This is a genomic window from Candidatus Methylomirabilota bacterium (assembly GCA_036005065.1).
Taxonomy (GTDB): Bacteria; Methylomirabilota; Methylomirabilia; order Rokubacteriales; family DASRDR01; genus DASYQW01.
In genome coordinates, this window is record DASYQW010000219.1 from 1 (window position 1) to 14,212 (window position 14,212).

Annotated in this window: 18 protein-coding genes; 7 read left to right on the top strand and 11 right to left on the bottom strand. The window is 70.1% G+C overall.

The features are described 5' to 3' along the window. Nucleotides 1–485 (top strand): hypothetical protein (locus tag VGW35_16050; GenBank protein ID HEV8309172.1); only part of this gene is annotated, 485 nt, incomplete at its 5' end. Nucleotides 486–580: 95 nt separating this feature from the next. On the opposite strand, the gene VGW35_16055 is transcribed toward VGW35_16050, so the two are convergent. Genes VGW35_16055 through VGW35_16065 form a run of 3 tightly spaced genes read right to left on the bottom strand, consistent with a single transcriptional unit; the run spans nucleotide 581 to nucleotide 2,959 of the window. After that, nucleotides 581–1,087, bottom strand: coding sequence for a nitroreductase family protein (locus VGW35_16055; GenBank protein HEV8309173.1), 507 nt, complete (start codon nucleotides 1,085–1,087; stop codon nucleotides 581–583). Nucleotides 1,088–1,140: 53 nt separating this feature from the next. Continuing rightward, on the bottom strand, nucleotides 1,141–1,968 hold the full coding sequence (locus VGW35_16060) for a phosphosulfolactate synthase (protein ID HEV8309174.1): 828 nt from the start codon (nucleotides 1,966–1,968) through the stop codon (nucleotides 1,141–1,143). Beyond that, the gene (locus VGW35_16065) at nucleotides 1,961–2,959 is read right to left on the bottom strand and encodes a hypothetical protein (GenBank protein HEV8309175.1); all 999 of its coding nucleotides are present in this window, start codon (nucleotides 2,957–2,959) and stop codon (nucleotides 1,961–1,963) included. The genes VGW35_16060 and VGW35_16065 overlap by 8 nt, the downstream gene beginning before the upstream one ends. 115 nt (nucleotides 2,960–3,074) lie before the next feature. Between VGW35_16065 and VGW35_16070 the strand changes: the two genes are divergently transcribed. Then, nucleotides 3,075–4,358: an anion transporter gene (locus tag VGW35_16070; protein HEV8309176.1), complete on the top strand. Its 1,284-nt coding sequence runs from the start codon at nucleotides 3,075–3,077 to the stop codon at nucleotides 4,356–4,358. A 109-nt stretch (nucleotides 4,359–4,467) separates the two neighbouring features. On the opposite strand, the gene VGW35_16075 is transcribed toward VGW35_16070, so the two are convergent. Further along, nucleotides 4,468–4,689, bottom strand: coding sequence for a hypothetical protein (locus VGW35_16075; GenBank protein ID HEV8309177.1), 222 nt, complete (start codon nucleotides 4,687–4,689; stop codon nucleotides 4,468–4,470). Between the two features lie 144 nt (nucleotides 4,690–4,833). Between VGW35_16075 and VGW35_16080 the strand changes: the two genes are divergently transcribed. Beyond that, on the top strand, nucleotides 4,834–5,988 hold the full coding sequence (locus VGW35_16080; GenBank protein ID HEV8309178.1) for an SRPBCC family protein: 1,155 nt from the start codon (nucleotides 4,834–4,836) through the stop codon (nucleotides 5,986–5,988). A gap of 159 nt (nucleotides 5,989–6,147) precedes the next feature. On the opposite strand, the gene VGW35_16085 is transcribed toward VGW35_16080, so the two are convergent. Both VGW35_16085 and VGW35_16090 read right to left on the bottom strand, forming a co-directional pair. Next, nucleotides 6,148–6,558 (bottom strand): TraR/DksA family transcriptional regulator, encoded by a 411-nt coding sequence (locus tag VGW35_16085; protein ID HEV8309179.1) that lies wholly within the window; start codon nucleotides 6,556–6,558, stop codon nucleotides 6,148–6,150. A gap of 169 nt (nucleotides 6,559–6,727) precedes the next feature. Then, nucleotides 6,728–6,955, bottom strand: a complete 228-nt coding sequence (locus VGW35_16090) for a hypothetical protein (GenBank protein HEV8309180.1) — start codon at nucleotides 6,953–6,955, stop codon at nucleotides 6,728–6,730. 200 nt (nucleotides 6,956–7,155) lie between these two features. On the opposite strand from VGW35_16090, the gene VGW35_16095 reads away from it, so the two are divergent. From VGW35_16095 to VGW35_16110, 4 genes are all read left to right on the top strand, one after another. Next, nucleotides 7,156–7,695 carry a phosphate-starvation-inducible PsiE family protein gene (locus VGW35_16095; GenBank protein ID HEV8309181.1) on the top strand — a complete coding sequence of 180 codons (540 nt, stop codon included), beginning with the start codon at nucleotides 7,156–7,158 and terminating at the stop codon, nucleotides 7,693–7,695. 328 nt (nucleotides 7,696–8,023) lie between these two features. After that, complete coding sequence (locus VGW35_16100; GenBank protein ID HEV8309182.1) at nucleotides 8,024–8,434, top strand: DUF6496 domain-containing protein; 411 nt, start codon at nucleotides 8,024–8,026, stop codon at nucleotides 8,432–8,434. Nucleotides 8,435–8,473: 39 nt separating this feature from the next. Next, nucleotides 8,474–9,316 (top strand): hypothetical protein, encoded by an 843-nt coding sequence (locus VGW35_16105; protein HEV8309183.1) that lies wholly within the window; start codon nucleotides 8,474–8,476, stop codon nucleotides 9,314–9,316. Continuing rightward, entirely contained in the window at nucleotides 9,303–10,061 is a 759-nt protein-coding gene (locus VGW35_16110; protein HEV8309184.1) for a metallophosphoesterase, read from the top strand. Before VGW35_16105 ends, VGW35_16110 begins: the two co-directional genes overlap by 14 nt. 84 nt (nucleotides 10,062–10,145) lie before the next feature. On the opposite strand, the gene VGW35_16115 is transcribed toward VGW35_16110, so the two are convergent. The 5 genes from VGW35_16115 to VGW35_16135 all read right to left on the bottom strand — a co-directional run. Beyond that, nucleotides 10,146–11,288: an ATP-dependent DNA ligase gene (locus tag VGW35_16115; GenBank protein HEV8309185.1), complete on the bottom strand. Its 1,143-nt coding sequence runs from the start codon at nucleotides 11,286–11,288 to the stop codon at nucleotides 10,146–10,148. Then, a complete protein-coding gene (gene ligD / locus VGW35_16120; protein ID HEV8309186.1) occupies nucleotides 11,285–12,235 on the bottom strand; it encodes a non-homologous end-joining DNA ligase in 951 nt (316 codons plus the stop codon). Before ligD (VGW35_16120) ends, VGW35_16115 begins: the two co-directional genes overlap by 4 nt. Then, nucleotides 12,225–13,154: a non-homologous end-joining DNA ligase gene (ligD, locus tag VGW35_16125; GenBank protein ID HEV8309187.1), complete on the bottom strand. Its 930-nt coding sequence runs from the start codon at nucleotides 13,152–13,154 to the stop codon at nucleotides 12,225–12,227. Before ligD (VGW35_16125) ends, ligD (VGW35_16120) begins: the two co-directional genes overlap by 11 nt. After that, the gene (locus VGW35_16130) at nucleotides 13,151–13,762 is read right to left on the bottom strand and encodes a DNA polymerase ligase N-terminal domain-containing protein (GenBank protein HEV8309188.1); all 612 of its coding nucleotides are present in this window, start codon (nucleotides 13,760–13,762) and stop codon (nucleotides 13,151–13,153) included. The genes ligD (VGW35_16125) and VGW35_16130 overlap by 4 nt, the downstream gene beginning before the upstream one ends. Before the next feature lie 90 nt (nucleotides 13,763–13,852). Further along, the coding region (locus VGW35_16135; GenBank protein HEV8309189.1) for a fumarate hydratase C-terminal domain-containing protein at nucleotides 13,853–14,212 on the bottom strand (360 nt) is incomplete at its 5' end.

Here is a 14,212-nt window from a genome sequence, read left to right on the forward strand (position 1 = left end):
TGCTGTCGGCTGCCAGCCTGGTGATCTCGGGACTCGCCCTGTCACTCCTGGGGCCGACACCGGTCGTCGGTCAGGCGTACGGACCTTACGTCGTCGACGTGGCCGGCTCCCTCCAGGCGGTCGCCACCGTCACCCTCAACAGCCAGCAAGCGGACAGGACCGGGCTGTTTCCCTTCGGCACCGTGCCGTCCGGAAAGCGCCTGGTCATCCAGCATGTGTCGGCCGAAGCCCGCATGCCGACGGGTCAGCGGCTCCGGGTGACGCTCAACACCCGGCTCAGCGGGGAGCCGAGCGCGAGGAACCACTTTCTCATGATGGCGTTCCAGGCCGTGCTGGGAGGCCTGGACGTTCTGACCGCCAGCCAGCCGATCATCGCCTATGCCGACTCCAACGAGCAGATCGGCGTCAACGTCCAGCGAACCGCAAGTACCGGGACGGCCACCGTCAAGGTCACGATCACCGGGCAGCTCGCGGACAGGCCGTAGCGCGCCCGCGCCCGGCACTCGCGGCCTGCGGCGCGCGGCGACACCTGCACGGTCGGCATCGCGAAGTCCAGCGGCCGGGGCTACCGGGCGGAGTCCTACTCGAAAGGCTGGCCGTACCGTTCGCGGTGGGCAACGGCTCGCAGCGGTTTGCGCTGCTTCTTGCCTCGTCCGGTGGCTCCAACCGGGTAGCCGAACGGAACGATCGCCACGACATCCAGCTCGGCCGGGATGCTGAGGAGAGCCTTGACCCCCTCCAGCCCACCGAAGCCGACCCAGTTGGAGCCTACCCCGTCGGCCCACGCCGTCAGCAGCATCGACTGGATCGCGCGGCTCGCATCGGAGACGGAGAACCGGGTCCTGTCGACCGCCACCACGATCGCCAGCGACGCCTGAGCGACGTACGGCCCGGTTTGTGCCAGGCCCCCGAGCCGGCGCAGCGTCTCCCGGTCCTGGACCGCGATGAAGTGCCAGGGCTGCATGTTCATGGCACTCCCCGTCAGGCGCCCGGCCTCGACGATCCGACGGAGCGTCGCCTCCGGCACGGGCTTCTCCTGGTAGCCTCGCACGGCCAGGATCGTGCGGACGGCCTCGAAGACTTCCATATCCTTGGTTTCCTTTATGGAGGGCAGGTGCCCGAGGATGTCCAACCGGGGCGTCAAGGGCGGTGGAACTCTCGGTTCGCGAGCCAGGCGCGCTTGAGCGTGTCGCCCCGGAGCCCCGAGCGCAAGGCCTCGAGAGCCAGGATGTCCTCGGGCGGGATGTTCCCGAGATTCACGTTGGGCCCGAAGCGGAGGACGAGGTAGCGCTGCTGGGGCCCGAGCGGCGCCTCCCAGAGGATGCGGCCCGGGTCCTTGACACCCCCGAGAAAGGCGTCGATCTCGGCCTCCTTGGGGAGACCCGAGGCGTCGTAGATCCCGACGCCCTTGCCGGCCTCGCGGGCCTCCATGATGACCATGAAGGCCCCGCAATCGAGGTCCGCGTTCACCTGCTCGGCGAGGACGGCCATCGGCTGGGCGTCGTTCGGGTCCTTCTTGCCGACCTCGGACAGGACCCGAAGGCCCGCCTTCACCGCCTTCCCGATCGCCTCGGCCCGCGTCCGCGGATCCATCTCGATGGTGCCGTCCGAGACCTCGAGGGCGTTGAACCCGAGCTCGCGCGCGCGATCCAGGTAGCGGTCGAAGCTTTGCTGCCAGATCGCGACCTCCTGGAACGTGCCGCCCGGCATGCAGGCCACCCCGTGGGCGGTGATGGTGCGGACCTTCTCCTTGAGCACGTCGTAGGCGAAGAACGCCGAGGTGCCGAAGGTGAGCTTGACGACGTCGATCGAGGGCGCCGCCACCTGCATGAGGTCGTCGATGGCATGGAGGCCGAGCCCTTTGTCGATCACCATCGTCCAGCCGCTGTCCCGGGGCTTCGGCAGGCGCTCGCGGACCGGAAGCTCGATCACGCCTTGCCAGGCCGGACGCGACGGTGGTTCAGGCATCGAGGAGGCCCTCCATGCAGTTGCGGGCGCCGCAGAGGGTCGTCCAGGCGCCCTTGATGGTCGCCCGGTCGACGAGGCCGCCCATGGCCGCCAGGCGGCGCGCCATCAGCTCCGGGGTGTCCAGGGACGGAAGCGGGAGCCGGTCGTACAGCAGCACCGTGTTGCCGTGCTTCTCGGTCGCGTTGTCGAAGAGGAGCTTCACCACCTTCTCCCGCCGATCGAGCCGCCCGACGATGGCCCGCTCCCGGCCCGACTCCACCCTGGGGCTCACGATCCGGAGGGATGGGCTCACCAGCACGTCGGCCGGGGTCTGGACGTGCCCGAGGTCGAGCGCGATCTTGGTGCCCCACGGGTCCATCGATGCCGGCAGCGTGAGTCCGAGGCGGTCGATCACACCCGGGAAGTCGTAGAGGAGGGTGCCGAGGCGGATGTTGTCGAAGAGCGAACCCTTGTAGACCTCGTACCCTCCGCCGGTGAGGCGGACATGCGTCATCTCGGTGGAGAAGATGGTCCAGCCTCGGGTCAGGCCCTCCAGCAGGAAGACGGTCTTGCCGGCCCCGGCGCCACCGGGAATGAGCCAGAGATCGCCCTTGTCGTCGACCATGGCGCTGGCGTGGAAGGACCATGTCTCGTGGTAGCGCTCGAGGGCCACGATCGCGTAGCGGAAGAGGAGCCCCAGGTTGCCGAAGAGAGTGTAGCGGCGATCCGAGCAGGTCGCCTCCAGCCCCGTCCAGTCCCCGACCGCCACCACCCGGTCGGCGGCGAAGACGACCTCGGGGGCAAGATCGCGCACGTCGAGGATGCGAAGCTCCGCGTCGACGGCCCGGCCGCCGCTCTCCCACGGGACCACGGCCACGCGGTGATAATCGGTGAGGAGCGACTGGGGCACCCGGTCCTCGAAATACTCCGAGCGGGTGATCAAGGCCCCGTTGTTCGAGACGAGGCCGAGTCGGGCGTGCACGATCTGAATCGCGCGGCGATGGAGGTCCACGGTCGGCTCCGAGGCGACTGTCTCCCGACTGTCCCAGATGAGGCTGGCCCTGTCAAGCGGGCCGGGTCCTCTCGGCCGGCTGCGCTGACCGGTGAAGCGTGAGGCGGCTGAGCCGATGCGCCACGTCGGTCGCGACTACCTGGGTGTACACTGCACGCTCGTGCCCGACATCGCGTTGACCCGCGTGATCGCGCTGGCCGCCTTGATCTGGACCTATATCGGCCTGACGATCGGGCGTGTTCCCGGCCTCCGGGTCGACCGGACCGGCGTCGCCATCATCGGGGCCGCCGTCGTGGTGGTCACCGGCGTGGTCCCGTGGGATCGCGCGGTCGCCTCGGTCGACGCGCACACGCTCGCCCTTCTCTTCGGGATGATGATCGTCTCGGCTTACCTCCGGCTCTCCGGGTTCTTCCACCTGGTGACCCTGTGGGCGGTCCGGCGGGCCCGGACACCGGCCGGGCTGCTGGCGGCGCTGATCGGCGCCGCCGGGGTGCTGTCCGCGGTGTTCGTGAACGACGTGATCTGCCTGGTCCTGGCCCCGCTCGTTCTGAGGATCACCCGGCAGCTCCGCCTGCCGCCAGTCCCCTACCTCATCGCCCTGGCGACGGCCGCCAACGTGGGCAGCGTGGCAACGCTGACGGGCAACCCCCAGAACATGCTGGTGGGCAGCTTCTCGGGACTGAGCTACCGGAGCTTCCTCTTCCGGGAGGCGCCGGTGGCGCTCATCGGCCTCGTCTGCGTGTTCGGCATCGTGTGGCTGGTCTACCGCAGCCAGCTTGGCGCCGTCATCGAGCCCGGCCAGATCGAGACCCACTTCGCCGTCCACTACCCGCTCATGATCAAGACCGTCCTCGGCGTCCTCGTCATGCTGGTGGCCTTCCTCGCGGGCGTCCCGGTCGCGCTGGTGGCGCTGGGCGGCGCGGCCTACACACTCCTCACGCGGCGAGTCAAGCCGGCCAAGGTCTACCGCGAGATCAACTGGGAGCTCCTGGTGCTCTTCACCGGGCTCTTCGTCCTGATCGGGGGCCTGGAAGCCACCGGCCTCACCGGGGAGCTCTTCCGATGGACGGCCGCCGCCCACCTCCACCACCCCGCGATGCTCACCGCCGTGAGCGCCGTGCTCTCGAATCTCGTCTCGAATGTCCCGGCGGTGCTGCTCTTCAAGTCGATCATTCCCACGTTCGCGGAGCCTGCGCGAGGCTGGCTCATCCTGGCCATGGCCTCCACGCTGGCGGGAAACCTGACGCTCTTCGGCTCCGTGGCAAACCTGATCGTGGTCGAGGTGGCCCGCGGCGCCCGGGTCGAGCTCCACTTCCTCGAGTACTCCCGCGTCGGGGTCCCGCTCACCCTGGTGACACTCCTCGTCGGCTGGCTCGTCCTGAGCCTCCTGCCCGTCTAGATCGTGGGAGGGGGCCTCGACGGCCCTCCGGAGACGGCGCGAGCCCGGCAGTGCCGGGCTCGGCGTGAGGCCGGCCCCGATCGGACCGGCCGCGTTTGAGGAATTGCGGTCAGGCCGCCGCCTTCTTGAGGGCCGGCTCCTGCTCGAGGTGCTGGGCCATGTGCCGCACGATCCGCTGGAGCTGGTCTTCGTCCGCCTGCTTCATCTGGTTCCAGAGCTGCTGGCAGTGCTGGCAATCTTTGGCGTCTTTCTGGAAGGTGTCGTAGCGGTGGAGCCCCTTGGAGATGACGGAGGCCGTCTCCATCAGGTTGTACGTGGCGTCCTTCAGCATCGTGTCCTCCTCGGTGGGCGATCGGGCCGTCGGTCCGTGCTGGATGGCGTGCAATCCCACGGCCGGTTTACCGGGATATCCGGCCTGGTACGGCGATTGCTCGACAGATCCGACCGAGGCATCGCGATTTCAGGAGGTTCGCTCATGAAGACTCGAATGACATGGCTGACGGCGCTCGGCCTCGGAGCCGGAACGATGTACCTTTTCGACCCCCAGGGTGGCAACCGACGGCGGGCACTGATCCGTGACAAGCTCGTCCGGACCGCCCACAAGGCCGCCGATGCGGCGGAGGTCACGGCGCGCGATCTCCGCAACCGGGCTCTCGGCGTGGCCGCCTCGACCCGGTCGCGATTCGCCGGCGGGCCGGTCGACGACCGCGTACTCGCCGAGCGGGTGCGGGCACAGCTCGGTCGGGCTTGCTCTCATCCCCGGTCGATCGTCGCCTGGGTCCAGGACGGCTCGGTCACCCTCAATGGCCCGATCCTGGCGGCCGAAGTCGACCGCGTGCTCTCGCGCGTGCGGGCGGTGCCCGGCGTACGCAATGTCGAGCATCGCTTCGACGTCCACGAGCGAGGGGACGACGTCCCGGGCCTCCAGGGTGGCGCGCCGCGCCACGTGCGGTCCGGCTTGATGCAGACCTGCTGGTCACCGACGTCGCGACTGGCGGCGGGGGCGGCGGGCATCACACTCGCCGCGATCGCGGCTCGATCGGGCGGCGTCGTCGGTGCGGCGACGGGGGCGGCGGGCCTGGCCCTGCTGGCCCGGGGGGCCACCAACCTCGAATTCCGGCGGCTCCTGGGAATCGGCACGGGGCGACGGGCCATCGACATCCGCAAGACCGTGAACATCGACGCCCCGGTCGAGGTGGTTTACGAGTTCTGGACTGACCTCGCGAGCTTTCCGCAGTTCATGTCCAACGTTCGCAAGGTGCAGGACCTCGACGACGGGCGGTCGCGCTGGACTGTCGCCGGACCGGCGGGGGTGCCGGTCGAGTGGGAGGCCGTCATCACGGACCTCGTCCCCAACCAGGTACTCGCCTGGGAGACAGCGCCCGGCTCCACGGTCGAACATGCCGGGCGCGTGCAATTCCGGACGAACCGGTTCGGCGGCACTCGGGTGGATATCCAGATGTCCTACGCGCCGCCGGCCGGCGCGCTCGGGCACGCGGTGGCGGCGTTGTTCGGAGCGGACGCCAAGAGCGAGCTCGATGCCGATCTCGCTCGGATGAAGACCCTGATCGAGACGGGACGACTACCCCGGGACGCGGCACAGTCGTCGAGCCGCGAGGCCTCCGGCTAACCGAAGTCGATCGGAGCGGACCATCCGACCGCGGAGCGGGCAGGTATGACCGCCAGGGCGCGAGCACCCTGGCTCGCCCAGATCCGGGGTGTGGCGAGCGGCCGGGCCCGCCACACCCCCATTACCGGAAGGAGTGGCAAATGAGAGCTGGACGGTCCCTCAGGCCGCTTCCGCCGTCTCGACCCGACGCGAGCCGTTACGGCGCGCGCTGATCTCGGCGCGCGCCTGGCAGGCGCTGCAGCGCTGGGCAAACGGGAGGGCCCTGAGCCGCGCGAGTCCGATGAAGTCCTCGCAGTCATGGCAGATCCCGTACTCGCCCCGGGTGAGCCGCTCGAGCGCCGCCTCGATCTGGGCAACCTGGCGGCCCTGGCGGTCCATGAGGGCGACCTGGATCTCGTCTTCCAGAGTCTCGGTGGCCCAGGCCGTGATGTCGGCCGTGCGGCCGGGCTCCTGGGTCCGCCGCCTGGTGACGACGCTTCGCACGGACTCCTTGAGCTGCGCGTGCCGTTCCTTCAAGAACTGCTCGATCTCCTTCACAACCCGCCGGTCCAGCTTCTCCTTGGTCTTCATGCAGCCCTCCTTTGGTGCGACTGCCGTCCGCCATGCATAGACCGTGCCGAGTTAGGGTGCCGGGAAATATCGCCGCCGACGGGGCACGAGCAACTTGAAAGCCTCAGGGTTGACACTAGAGTCAGGGCCCTAGGTTTGAAACCTTACACCCCTCCCCTGGTGAGAGAGATCAGGCGCGGACCTGGCGAACACCCGCCTCGCGGGCACAGTTGGCGCAGCAGAACATCTTGCTGTCGTTCTCCACGCCGTGGCCGATGATCCGACAGCCGCAGTGGTCGCAGGTGGGCGCCAGCGCATGGATCGCGCATTCGAAGCAGTCGAAGACGTGGCGCCGGCCCCGAGCATTGATCTCGATCGTCTTGTCGTACTCGTTTCCGCATACCTCGCATCGCGCCATGGGAGTGCTCCTCCTACCGCCGGCGGCGTCCTGGCCGGCAGGTGACCGGGAGGGTATGCAAGGAAAATACCGAGGGAAGAGATCCGATCAGGCTCGGCTGCTAGATTGCATATGGTGGTCTCCCAGCCCCCGCTCTGTCCAGACCTCGTCCCGGGCGACCCGTCAACCGCCTACGCGCACCTATAGGAGGAGAGTGAGCGATGCCGGAACGCGGCAAGATGGGCAAGATCGTCGGCCGGATCGACGGCGGCTCAGAGCCCGACGCCACCCTCTGGAGCCGGATGCGGGAATGGGTGTCCGGTGGATTTACCCGGATCGAGGACATCGTCTACATCGGGCTGGGCATGCTGCTGGCAGCCAGCGCCGTGGCCTTGCTGGCCGACGGGGCGTTCGCGTTCGGCCGGGCCATCCTGGGGGGTGATCTTCCCGGCCGCGTCGTCGCGCTGCTCGACCGCATCCTCCTCATCGTGATGATCGTGGAGATCCTCTATACGGTCCAGGTTTCCTTCCGGGAACACACACTCGTTCCGGAGCCCTTCCTCATCGTGGGCCTCATCGCCGCCATCCGGCGGCTCCTCGTGCTCACCGCCGAGTTCGGGAAGCTCCTGGAAATGGGCGAGGCCGCCTTCCGGAGCGCCGTTCTCGAGCTCGGGCTCCTGACCCTGATGGTCCTGGTGCTCGTCGCCTCGCTCGCGGTGCTCAGGCGGCGGGACGCCCCCGTCGGAGCCCAGCGCGGGTGACATGTCGGGACGAGCGTTCATCGGCGCCAGCGGCTACGTCTACCGGCACTGGCGCCAGCGGTTCCATCCCCGAGACCTGCCCGCGCGCCGGTGGCTATCGTTCTACGCCCGGCACTTCCGGACGGTTGAGCTGAACAACCCTTCGACCGCCTGCCCGCGGCCGACACGTTTCGGGCCTGGCGAGACACGGTGCCGCCAGGCTTCGTTAATGCCTTCGCCGTCCGGCACGCCCGCCGCCTCATCGAGTTCGTGGCACCGGAAGCCCGGCGCCGGGTCGGCACGGTTCTTGAACCGGATGACGGACTCAGAAGGGATCACGAGGTGAGCTATGCCTGAGGAGAAGACGGTCCGGCGGGCCCGGCAGGCCCGGCGTGAGGGCAAGGCCCCGACCACGCAGGCCGGGGAATTCGTCCACGAGGAGATCCAGCACGTCCGGGAGGGCAAGCACGGGGCTCGATCGACCAAACAGGCGATTGCCATCGGCCTTTCCAAGGCTCGGCGAGCGGGTGTGGACCTTCCCCCTCCGGAAAAGGGCCGCGTATCGGCAAAGACGCGTCGGAGCGCGCAGCGCGACTACGAAGCCGGCCAGGGCCGAGGCGGGCGGACGCCGTCGGCGCGCCGCTCGCGGGCCACGATGCGCGCGCTCAAGCGCGAGGGGCGTCAGGCGGCCTCGCGCCCGGCGCTTGCCCGGCAGGCCCGGCAGGCTCGGGGCAGCGCCCGCCGCCGGAAGGCCGCCTAGAGCCGGCGGCCGCCCCCCGCAGGGCAACCCCGAAGCGCCATGAATCGACCCCGGCCGACGGCGGGCTACGCCGAGCTCGATCCCTGCACCCGCGCGATCTACTGTCGCGCCCTGGCGGCGCTCAGGGACGCGCGGATACCCTTCCTCGTCGGCGGGGCGTATGCCTTCGCCCGCTATACGGGGATCGTGCGGCACACGAAGGACTTCGACGTCTTCCTGCACCGCCGGGATGTCGTGCGCGCCCTGGACACGCTCGCCCGGGCAGGGTACCAAACCGAGCTGACCTTCTCCCACTGGCTCGGCAAGGCGTACGAGGGCGAGGACTTCATCGACGTGATCTTCAGCTCGGGCAACGGCGTCGCCGAGGTCGACGACACCTGGTTCGAGTACAGTATCGAGGACGAGGTGCTCGGGCTCCCCGTGCTGCTCTGTCCCGCGGAAGAGATGCTGTGGTCGAAGGCGTTCGTCATGGAGCGCGAGCGCTTCGACGGAGCCGATGTCGCGCACATCCTGCGCGCGCGGGCCTCCGGTCTCGACTGGCCACGTCTGCTCCGCCGGTTCCAGGACCACTGGCGCGTGCTGCTCAGCCACCTCATCTTGTTCGGCTTCGTCTATCCCGCCGAGCGGACCTTGATCCCTGCGGAGGTCATGCAGGAGCTCCTCGGCCGACTCCGAGACGAGCTCGACACTGCCTCCCCCTGCGACCGGCTCTGCCAGGGGACACTGCTCTCGCGGGCCCAGTATCTCGATGACCTCGAGCGCGAGGGGTATCTGGATGCGCGGCGGCTGCCGCGGGGCAAGATGACGGACGAGGCCATCGCGCGGTGGACGGCGGCGATCGAGGAACCCCGAGCAGCCTCCGAGCCCCATGACGGCCGTTAAGGACACCGTCCGGCTGGCCGCGATGGCCGACATCCACTGCGGCACGACCGCCCCCGAGGCGCTCCGGCGCCTGTTCGTGGAGGCGAGCGAGAAGGCGGATGTCCTCGTGGTGTGCGGCGACCTCACCAACCACGGCCTGCCGGAGGAGGCCCGGACCCTCGCCAAGGAGCTGAGCGCCTCCCTGCGGATCCCCATCGTCGCCGTCCTCGGCAACCACGAGTACGAGTCCGGGCGCGAGGGCGAGATCCGTCAGATCCTCGTCGACATCGGCGCCAACGTCCTGGACGGGGACGCCTGCGAGATCGCCGGGATCGGCTTCGCCGGGATCAAGGGGTTCGGGGGCGGCTTCGGCGAGCGCGCGCTCCAGCCGTGGGGCGAGGAGATCATCAAGCGCTTCGTCCACGAAGCCGTCGACGAAGCCCTCAAGCTCGAGTCCGCCCTGGCTCGGCTCCGCACGCCGCACCGCGTGGCTCTCCTCCACTACGCGCCGATCCAGCAAACGGTCGAGGGCGAGCCGCCCGAGATCAGGCCGTTCCTGGGGTCGAGCCGACTCGAGGAGCCTCTGACCAACTACCCGGTCGCCGTGGTCTTCCACGGCCACGCGCACCACGGCCGCCTCGAGGGCCGGACGCGCGCCGACGTCCCGGTCTACAACGTCGCGATCCCGCTCCTGCTGGACACGTTTCCCGACCGGTCGCCCTTCTATCTGCTGGAGCTCCCGGCCCCTCCCCGGCCCGCGGCGTAGATCGGCACCTGCCGCGTGGCGCCGGCCGGTAGCGCCCTGGCGCCCGGCCCCGTGATCCGGGGTCGAGCAGGCCCGGTCAGGGGGTCACGCACGCCCAGGGTCGAGAAGACCCGAGAGCGTCGACCCCCGGCGCGACCGGGGCGGGCGTACCTGCTCGAACGTGCACAGGGAGGGCGCCTTGTCCGGGCGCCAGCGCAGGAACTTCGTCCCGTGGCGAAACCGGTCCTCGGAGAAGTGGTCGTAGCGCACCTCGCACACGAGCGCGGGGCGCAGCGGCTGCCACTCGGCGGAGCGTCCGCGGCTCCAGCGGCTGGGGCCGCCCGGGGCGTGCCCGGTGAAGCCGGGGGGCTCCACCAGCGGCTCCACGATAGGCTTGAGGGTCTGCCGCTCCTCCGCGGTGAAGCTCGACGCGAAGCCGACGTGATCGAGGAGGCCCGCTTCATTGTAGAGGCCGAGGAGCAGGGAGCCGATGGCCCCGCCGGCCGCGTACCGGAAGCCGCCCACCACGCAATCCGCCGTCCGCAAGCGCTTGACCTTCTGCATCGCGGTGCGATCGCCCGGGCGGTAGGGCGCCTCGAGCCGCTTGGCCACGATCCCGTCGAGCCCGCTCGCGCCGAACTCCCGCATCCAGCGCTCCGCCAGTCGACGGTCGCGGGTCGCCGGTGAGAGACGCACCGTGCCCTCCCCGGGCACGTCCGCGAAGAAGCGCTCGAGCTGCTCTCGCCGCTGAGCCAGGGGGAGCTGGGTCACGGCGCGGCCCTCGCGGTCGACCAGCAGATCGAACGCGAGGAAGACGGCCGGGGTCTCGCGGGCGAGCTTCCGGACCCGGCTCTCGGCGGGGTGGATCCGCTGGAGCAGGGCGTCGAAGGAGAGGTACCCTTCCACGGGAATCACGATCTCGCCGTCGAGGACGAAGCGCGCCGCGGTGAGCCGTCCGAGGGCCTGAACGAGCTCCGGGAAGTAACGGCTGAGCGGCTGAGCGCTCTTCGACTGGAGCACGACCTCGTCGCCGTCGCGGAAGGCCAGACAGCGGAAGCCGTCCCACTTGGGCTCGTAGAGCCAGCCTTCCCCGGCGGGCAGGCTCGTCACGGACTTGGCCTCCATCGGCGCCGCCGGGGGCCTGACCGGAAGGGCGAGGACGGGGAAGGCCGCGGCGAGGCTCTCGGCCGGCAGGGCCCCGGTCGCGACGTCGGCCGCGCCGGCCCCGGGGCGCCTGCGGGCGGTCACCGGCGCCGCGTGTCCGCCCGGAGCTCGGGCAGCGCCTGGCGGTGCTTCCAGAGGTCGGCCCAGGGGTCCGGGCCGGCGAGCCGCGACTCGAAGGTCCGGATGTTGTAGCGGGCGGGATCGAGCCTCGGGTCCACCTCGTCCCAGGCCAGCGGGGTGGAGACGGGGGCCTTCGGGCGTCGGCGCACCGAGTAGGGCGCCACGATGGTCTGGCCGAACGCGTTGCGAAGGGCGTCGGCAAAGACGCGCCCGCGTCGCTTCGCCTTCGACATCTCCACGGTCACGAGCTCCGGCGCGCGCTCGGCGAGTGAGCGGCCGACCGCCTGCGCGAAGGCGCGGACCGCGTCCTGCGTGGGACCCCGCCGCAGCGGCACCAGGACGTGCAAGCCGCGGCCGCCCGAGGTCTTGGGGTAGGAGGAGAGCCCGTGCTCCTCGATGATCTCCCGCAGCAGCCGGCCGGCCTTCGCCGCATCCGCGAACCGTCCCGAGCCGGGATCGAGGTCGAACGCGATCCAGTCCGGCCGTTCCCGGGATCCGGTCCGGCAGTTCATGACGTGGACGGCGATGCAGCCGAGATTGACCAGCGCGAGGAGGGTCTTGATCGATCCTCCGACCACGTAATTGACCGTCCGGCCGGCGCTGGCGGCGGCGAGCGGCGCGGTTCGCACGCCGGCCGGCAGGCCGTCGGCGAAGTTCTTCTGGAAGAAGCACTCGCCCCGCATGCCTTCCGGGCAGCGCTCGGCGGCGAGCGGCCGGTCGTCGATCCACGGAAGAAGCCGGGAGGCGATGGCGGCGTAGAACCGCACGACCTCGAGCTTGGTGATGCGCTCCTCCGGCCACCACACCTTGTCGGGATGGGTCACGGTGACGCCGGCGACCCGCACCGCCGCGCCGCCCGCCGCCGCGGGCGCCGCCCGCCGGCTCGGCGAGCGGCGGCGCTCAGGGCTCACGCGCCCTCCAGGTGAGCTCGCGCGGGTCCTTGTCCTGGCGCAGGCCGAGGAAGGCCGGCTGGCGCAGCTTCCCGTCGGCCGTCCACTCGGCGAAGGCGAGCTGAGCGACGAGCTCGGGACGGATCCACGTCACTCCGGCCTCGCGCGGGGGCGGATCGAATGGCGACCGCTCCGTCCGCAGCGCCTTCATCCTGGCACCGAGGTCGGCCAGCGTCGCGGCGGAGAATCCTGTCCCCACCTTGCCGACGAACCGGAGATGCGCGCCCTCGTAGAGGCCGACGAGCAGGGCGCCGAAGTGCGAGCGCTGCCCGGTGGGGGCCGTGAAGCCGCCGATCACGAACTCCGCCTCCTTGCGGCACTTCACCTTGAGCCAGCTCCGCGAGCGGCGCCCGGGCTCGTAGGGGGCCGCCTCGTCCTTGGCGATGATCCCCTCCCAGCCCCTCTTCTGGGCCACCCGGTAGGCGGCGAGCCCGTTGGGTCCTATGCGCCGCGACCGCATCAGCACACCCCGGGCCTGCCGGACGACCGTCTCCAGCGCGTGGCGGCGAGCCGACAGGGGCGTCGGGATCAGGTCCTGCCCGTCGCGCTCGAGGCAATCGAAGATGGCGAAGACCGGGCGGATCGGCTCGCCCATCGCCCGGCGCTGGAGGAGCTGGAACCGCGAGACGTCGTGGCGATCGAAAGCGACGATCTCGCCGTCGAGCACGAGGTCGCCGCCGGGGAGGGCACCCAGGGCTTCGGCGATCTCGGCGAAGTCCGCCGTGATGTCCTTGAGGTTGCGCGAGAAGAGGCGGACCTGCCGACGGCGACGATACGCGATGGCGCGATCGCCGTCATACTTCTCCTCGTATACCCAGCCCGGTCGATGAAACGGCTCGGGCACCAGCGTCGCCAGCATGGGCCGGATCAGCCCCTTCACCGGCGGCGAGCGACCTTCGGGGGATCGCCGGTCGCAGCCTTCGCCACGTCGCCGCCCTCGTCAGCCGCGATCTGAGCGAGGGACCGCCCGCTCACGACCGAGTGCGGGGCCGACACGGTGATGTCCTTGGTCGAGGCGTAGCGGTCGCGATGCTTGATCAGGAGCCAGTTGCGTCCCCGGAACCGGACCAGGGCCCAGGAGCCTTTGAGCTTCCGGCCTCTGAGGGTGAACTTGAGCTGCCCCTTGCCGAGGGCCGCGGCGACGTCCGCGCCGCTCTCCGGGACATACGTCCCGTGGTCCCACACCATGACGGTGCCGCCGCCATACTCGCCCTCGGGAATCACCCCTTCGAAGTCGGCGTAGTCGAGCGGATGGTCCTCGACGGCCGCCGCGAACCGCTTGACGGCCGGGTCGAGCGAGGGTCCCTTGGGCACCGCCCAGGACTTCAGCACGCCGCCGACCTCGAGGCGGAAGTCGTAGTGCAGATGGCTCGCCCGATGCTTCTGGACGACGAAGAGCCGGCCGGATCGGGACGTCTTCCGGGCCGGGGCGGGCTCGGGCGTCTTCGCGAAGCGACGCCTCTTGCGGTACTCGCCAAGCGTGTTCATCGACCCTCCACCTCCAGTGTACGGTTCTGTCGGCTGGGCGCCGCAAGTCGGGTGCCGACCCCGGCGCCGGCACCGGGCGGGACCTGAGGATTACAGGCCGAGCTTGGCGTAGATCCGGGCCAGACGGGCCTTGGCGTCGGACAGGACCTCGGCGTAGAGGTCGCCTCCGTGGGCGTCCATGGCCACGATGAGCGGACCGAGCTCGCGCACGCGAAAGCGCCAGAGGCACTCGGGCATCAGGTCCTCCCACCATACGCCCTCGATCGCCTCGATCTGCACGGTCTCGAGCGCTGCGGCGCCCCCGGTGATGGCGAGGTACGCGCCCCCATGCTCCCGAAACGCGGCCAGGCTCTCGGCCGAGAGCCCGCCCTTGCCGATCACCGCGCGCACCCCGTATCGCGCGAGCAGCGGCCTCGTGAACCGGTCCATTCGCATGCTCGTCGTGGTGCC

What these genes read in the sequence shown, in the direction of transcription:
- VGW35_16055 (HEV8309173.1), bottom strand. Translation starts at nt 1,087, where the DNA reads ATGGAAGTCTTCGAGGCCGTCCGCACGATCCTGGCCGTGCGAGGCTAC.
- VGW35_16060 (HEV8309174.1), bottom strand. Translation starts at nt 1,968, where the DNA reads ATGCCTGAACCACCGTCGCGTCCGGCCTGGCAAGGCGTGATCGAGCTT.
- VGW35_16070 (HEV8309176.1), top strand. Translation starts at nt 3,075, where the DNA reads ATGCGCCACGTCGGTCGCGACTACCTGGGTGTACACTGCACGCTCGTG.
- VGW35_16075 (HEV8309177.1), bottom strand. Translation starts at nt 4,689, where the DNA reads ATGCTGAAGGACGCCACGTACAACCTGATGGAGACGGCCTCCGTCATC.
- VGW35_16080 (HEV8309178.1), top strand. Translation starts at nt 4,834, where the DNA reads ATGAAGACTCGAATGACATGGCTGACGGCGCTCGGCCTCGGAGCCGGA.
- VGW35_16085 (HEV8309179.1), bottom strand. Translation starts at nt 6,558, where the DNA reads ATGAAGACCAAGGAGAAGCTGGACCGGCGGGTTGTGAAGGAGATCGAG.
- VGW35_16090 (HEV8309180.1), bottom strand. Translation starts at nt 6,955, where the DNA reads ATGGCGCGATGCGAGGTATGCGGAAACGAGTACGACAAGACGATCGAG.
- VGW35_16095 (HEV8309181.1), top strand. Translation starts at nt 7,156, where the DNA reads ATGCCGGAACGCGGCAAGATGGGCAAGATCGTCGGCCGGATCGACGGC.
- VGW35_16100 (HEV8309182.1), top strand. Translation starts at nt 8,024, where the DNA reads ATGCCTGAGGAGAAGACGGTCCGGCGGGCCCGGCAGGCCCGGCGTGAG.
- VGW35_16105 (HEV8309183.1), top strand. Translation starts at nt 8,474, where the DNA reads ATGAATCGACCCCGGCCGACGGCGGGCTACGCCGAGCTCGATCCCTGC.
- VGW35_16110 (HEV8309184.1), top strand. Translation starts at nt 9,303, where the DNA reads ATGACGGCCGTTAAGGACACCGTCCGGCTGGCCGCGATGGCCGACATC.
- VGW35_16130 (HEV8309188.1), bottom strand. Translation starts at nt 13,762, where the DNA reads ATGAACACGCTTGGCGAGTACCGCAAGAGGCGTCGCTTCGCGAAGACG.